This is a genomic window from Nostoc sp., assembly GCF_041747015.1.
Classification (GTDB): Bacteria; Cyanobacteriota; Cyanobacteriia; order Cyanobacteriales; family Nostocaceae; genus Nostoc.
Genome location: NZ_JBGTFY010000215.1, coordinates 1 through 4396, shown reverse-complemented (window position 1 = coordinate 4396; position 4396 = coordinate 1). Strand labels below are relative to the sequence as shown.

The 4396-nt window shown below is 43.9% G+C and carries 4 protein-coding genes and 1 pseudogene; 4 read left to right on the top strand and 1 reads right to left on the bottom strand.

The window, feature by feature from the left end; translation table 11 throughout:
• Positions 1-64: 64 nt before the first annotated feature.
• A pseudogene (locus tag ACEW80_RS17640) lies at positions 65-268 on the top strand (Tn3 family transposase); the annotation flags it as partial.
• 271 nt (positions 269-539) lie between these two features.
• Here ACEW80_RS17640 and ACEW80_RS17635 read toward each other — a convergent pair.
• The gene (locus ACEW80_RS17635) at positions 540-1625 is read right to left on the bottom strand and encodes a tyrosine-type recombinase/integrase (protein WP_373527839.1); all 1086 of its coding nucleotides are present in this window, start codon (positions 1623-1625) and stop codon (positions 540-542) included.
• A 453-nt stretch (positions 1626-2078) separates the two neighbouring features.
• Here ACEW80_RS17635 and ACEW80_RS17630 point away from each other — a divergent pair, with 453 nt between their 5' ends.
• From ACEW80_RS17630 to ACEW80_RS17620, 3 genes are all read left to right on the top strand, one after another.
• Positions 2079-2771 carry a hypothetical protein gene (locus tag ACEW80_RS17630; protein WP_373527838.1) on the top strand — a complete coding sequence of 231 codons (693 nt, stop codon included), beginning with the start codon at positions 2079-2081 and terminating at the stop codon, positions 2769-2771.
• 119 nt (positions 2772-2890) lie between these two features.
• The gene (locus ACEW80_RS17625) at positions 2891-3184 is read left to right on the top strand and encodes an HNH endonuclease (protein ID WP_094345565.1); all 294 of its coding nucleotides are present in this window, start codon (positions 2891-2893) and stop codon (positions 3182-3184) included.
• A 228-nt stretch (positions 3185-3412) separates the two neighbouring features.
• A partial coding sequence (locus tag ACEW80_RS17620) for a DUF499 domain-containing protein (protein WP_373527837.1) occupies positions 3413-4396 on the top strand: 984 nt, incomplete at its 3' end.

The window sequence follows — 4396 nt, the reverse complement described above, 5'->3', positions numbered from 1 at the left end:
GGAGTGAGCATTAAAGCTGTAGCCCTTATTCTGCAAAGCTTAGAGCTTTTCTTAGTGCCATTCCTACATGGATGCAGCAGTCAATAAGTTGAGTTCTCTTGGTCAGGCGACACATAGAGAAGACATTGCCCGACTTTCTCCATTGGGACGCAAACATATTAATATGTTGGGGCGTTATTATTTCTTGTTGGCAGAACCCATTTTAAAGGGAGAACTCCGCTCTTTGCGTGACCCTTATGCTCCTGTTGATTTTGATGATTTGTTGTAGAGTTTAGGACTTATCCCGGTTTTCTGTTCTTAAGTTATGTAACATTTATTCTCATGTATATACATGGTTGGAAGTGAAGAATGACCTATCTTCAATGCTTTTATCTATGTATATACATGGTAGCGGCTGTTTTTAGTCTTTGAACGCAATTTTCTTATCCCGGTTTTCTGTTCCATTGATACTCACACCCCGAAAATCAGCCTGCACCCTCAAGACAGCTTTGGTTTATTTCGGGATGAGCGCTCGTCTTGTCAAAAGAAATATCAACCAATCAAAACCTCGGCAGCACTGTACCCGTCCCAGCATCCTTTTTGGAACGAACATACCCCTTGGTAGTATCACTCTTACTATGCCCTAACTGGTCTTGCACCTCAAAAAGCGGTTTCCTCTCCACCGCCCTCGTTGCATGGGAATGCCTTAGCCAGTGGCAAGAAAACTTCACCTTCACTACCTCGGAGATATCCTGAATCAACCTTTTAATCGCGCGATCGCTTAACGGCAACCCCCGCTTTTTCGGGTCAGGCGAGACATTCGGGAACACTGGCATCTTTTCACTAGCCATACCACGATATTTTTTAAGCAACAAAGACGTCTCGTAATCCAACCCTATCTCCCGGTATTTTCCACCCTTACCCCAAAACTTAATTGTGTAATACCCCCTGTGCCTATCCTCCGGTAACGGGTCTGGCTGCCATTTAAAATTGTGCCAATACAACCCTGGATAATCTTCCTTGGGTTGACCCGGTTTATCACTTGGAACCGTCACCCGACCAACTTCACCAACCCGCATCCCACTATAAAAAATCAAGCTAAAAACTAGCCAATACTGCCCCCCTAACTGCTTGGCAGCATCAGCAAGCTTCTCCATTTCCCAATCTTCGAGATATCGCTCTGCCTTCGGTAAATCACTGAAATTATCGTAATTTATAGTACTTGCAATATTCCGCAAAAAATAGCCAATACTCTCCCCGCTCCCATAACTCCAGAGCGAACGCAACATCAGCACTCGGTTCGATTTAGTATAAGGGGAAACCTCACCCCAGGAAGCAACAAACTCAAGTAACAATGGCTGCTGGATTAATCTTAAATCAGGTATACCTGATTTACGTACCCAATCAAGTAATTTTTGACCAAAACGGTAGTATTTTCGCTTGGTTTGTTCGCGGTTTTGACTGCCAGCCCAAGCCAAAATTAATTCCTCATCATTACCCACCGCAGGTGTGCGGTAATAATATTGCCGAATTACCTCCGACACCAATTCTGGAGTTACTTGTTGAGAGGTATTTTTCGCTACAACGTTTCCTGGTTTGGGAGGCAGAATTTCGACCTGCGCCACCTCAATATTAGTAACATCCATCTGGGAAATAAGAGTTACGCTCAGATAAATATATAACTTCCTGGAAGCGATGTTTCAGGAAGCTTTTATATTCTACGACAGCGCAGTGGATATGCCGGCATTGCCGGCTATTGTATTTGTCGCCAAGCAACGAAGAAGGGCTTTTAGGTTTTTTGCGATTAAGATGTAGTATTTGGACGGCAAACACCAGGGGGCGATGGGCTACGCCCCTTGGTGTTTGCCTGAGCGATAACATTCAACAATGGCTGGCATACTCAGATAACTGTGCGAGGGCATACCCGCCCGCCGGAGGCGATGACTTCCGGTCGGTCGGAGACCATCGCATGATTACACTGAAGAGAAAAGCAATCGCACTCATGCGCTCCAAAATGATAGTGTCAAGGTAATTATCAAGATGGATGACGCGCTTACTCGGTCGCGGACAGTCCCGGTTTACCTAGACGTTACCTAGACATGAGCCAAACAGGGAAAAACAAGAAGCTGGCATCTTTCAACTGTGACCAAAAGATGTGGGAGCAGTTTATCGCCCGTTGTAAGTCGAAAGGGACGACGGCAACAGCTACGCTGACCCAATTTATCGAACTCTACCTAGATGATATAGATAACCTTGATGCAATTGGTGGCAATGATTTAGATAAACGCCTGGACTCTAAGATTAAGGCAAGTGTTGAGAAGTACTTGGTTGCTGGTAACAATAGTAACGCCAGTCTTACGAATCAAACGATATTAGCTATTTGCTCACGACTTGATAAGCTGGAGTCACAGTTTTCAAGTGAATCTAATAGCAACGAAACTGGAGCAATCCATAATCTCGCCGATTTAGAACAAAAAATTGAGGGGATGACAGCCCGAATGACACAGTTTACCGAGGCTATTATTAAAATTCAAAATCATCTCAACAACCAACCGAGGCGGGGCAATAAATCGTACAACAACAATTCATCCTTCAAAGGGCATACTCCCCGAATTCAACCATTATCGGAAGAAGGTTTAGCTTCAAGACTTGGTGTAAGTGTAGAAACTGTACGCGAGCAGCGAAATAAGCTGCACCCACCGCTTTTTGTGGCATGGTGCAAGGGCAAGGATAAATCGGGTATGGGGTGGGAATTTAACGAAAATACGGGATCATATCATCCGGTAAGTTAGTATTTTTATTAATTTTAAATACGCCTACACACTTGTTGATTTTTGGCATAACACCATGCCACTTAAGAGTACTTAATCGATTAGAATTACCTCATGTTGTTGCTCTCTCAAGCATTTTCATGAGTACCAGCCGCTATCCTCAGAATTGGAAAGAAATCGCCACCTCTATCAAAGAATCTTTTGATTGGCGCTGTACTAGATGTAATCGCGTTTGCCTGCGTCCTGGACAAAAGCCACCAGAGCTAACTTTATCCCAACGCCGAGTCTATACACTTCAGGTACACCACTTTAATTTTGATCCTTCTGACAATCGCTTAGAAAATCTTGCCCCGTTATGTAGCGGTTGTCATCTTTACTACCATCGATTCCGACGAGGCAATATTTCTCCTGGTCAATTGTCATTGTTCAAATGAAGTGATGCACGAACATTGCAGAACCTTGATGAACGCACCCTGGCACTACATGAAGTGCGATGGCGTACCCGCCCGCCTTCTTGCGATCGCCCTTTGTAATAGTTGCTTACAATATTATGGAAATCAGAATTTTTTACCCTTATACTTAATAATAGTTGTATATTTAACAACAAGCTACTGTTGGCGGTTGTTAGTTAACTGTCAATTAACAACTATTGATATATACCAATGCTTTCGCCAGTATTTCAAACGTGTCTTCCCAGAGAAGAAATTTTAGCCGGGGAACTATCCCCCGAATTATTCGCCGCCAAGCTACGACTGGTTGTGGAAGGGAAAGCGCCCCAAGTCTACCAAGACCCCACAGCATTTTTCGCCAATACATTTGCTACCGATGGTTTGAAAACCCTAATCTCGGAAGTGTTCGGGCGGTTGGTGGGTGCTGCTGTAGGTTCTCCCATTATCCGACTGGAAACCAGCTTTGGTGGTGGTAAAACCCACGATGAAATTGCTTTGTGGCATATTGCCAAACATGGACGAGAGATTCCTGGACTAGACCGTTTTGCAAATTTAAATTTAATTCCAGATCGACCCATTCAAGCAGCTGCGATCGCTTGCCAAGACCTTGATCCAGTTAACGGTGTTTACCATGCGGATACTGGCGTTACCACTTATACCCTTTGGGGAGAAATTGCTTATCAAATTAATGGTGTAGCAGGTTATAGCTTGCTTAAAGGTTCTGATGAACAGCGAGTCAGTCCAGGCACAGTGGTTTTAGAAAGGATAATCCAAGGGCAACCCACAGTCATTATCATCGACGAAATTGCCTCATACCTGAGAAAAGCCAAGGCTACTCTAGTTGGTAACAGCAACTTAGCCGGACAGGTAGTTGCTTTTTTATTCGCCCTCATGGATTTAGCAGCATCTTGTAATAATTTAGTATTTGTTTACACGCTGGCTTCCTCCACTGACAGTTTTGGCGAAGAAACCACCGAAATCCGGGAAACCATTTCTGCTACCGCTAGGCAAGAGCGGATCATTAAACCCAGCACTGATATTGAAATTTACAATATAGTTAAACAGAGGATGTTCAGCAGCATTGAAGCTAACGCTGCCAATAATGCTTCAAAAGAATATTTACAAACTTATAAAGCTAGTCGGATTAATTTACCAGATGGTTGCAAAGATGCACGCTATGCCGACAGTATCGAGCAG